The organism is Zobellella endophytica, from assembly GCF_003012775.1.
Lineage (GTDB): Bacteria > Pseudomonadota > Gammaproteobacteria > Enterobacterales > Aeromonadaceae > Oceanimonas > Oceanimonas endophytica.
Map to the genome: position 1 here is coordinate 1 of NZ_PXYG01000032.1, position 414 is coordinate 414.

Consider the following 414-nt stretch of genomic DNA (forward strand, 5'->3'; position numbering starts at 1 on the left):
GGAACGCCGCCTTGATTTTCAGGAAGAAGTACTCGGTATCCTTGAACCCATAGGCCATGCGCTTGATGACTTTGATACGATTGTTCACGCCTTCCAGTTGACTGGTATGCATCGGGAAGCGTGAACTAGCCAGGATGCCCCGAAGGTAACGTTTGAGGTTTCTGGCAAAGCGTTGTAACGGGGCCAGACCGCTTTCACGGGCGAGACGCTGCCAGGCTCGCCAGCGTTTCCATCCCCCCCGGATACTGGGGGCATACCAGATGTCCTTCAGCGCATCTTTCAGTACATTGCATATTCCGGCCCATGGTGAACAGCCATTCCGGCGGAACGTGAACACCTATTCTGGTTCAACGTGAACACCTATTCCGGCCCAAGATGAACACTTTTGCTGGATTTCCGGAATCGCCGTTCACG

The 414-nt window shown here is 54.1% G+C and carries 1 pseudogene; it reads right to left on the reverse strand.

Annotated features, from left to right (window positions below):
- Positions 1-286: pseudogene (locus C7H85_RS19310) on the reverse strand (transposase); the annotation flags it as partial.
- Positions 287-414: the final 128 nt, after the last annotated feature.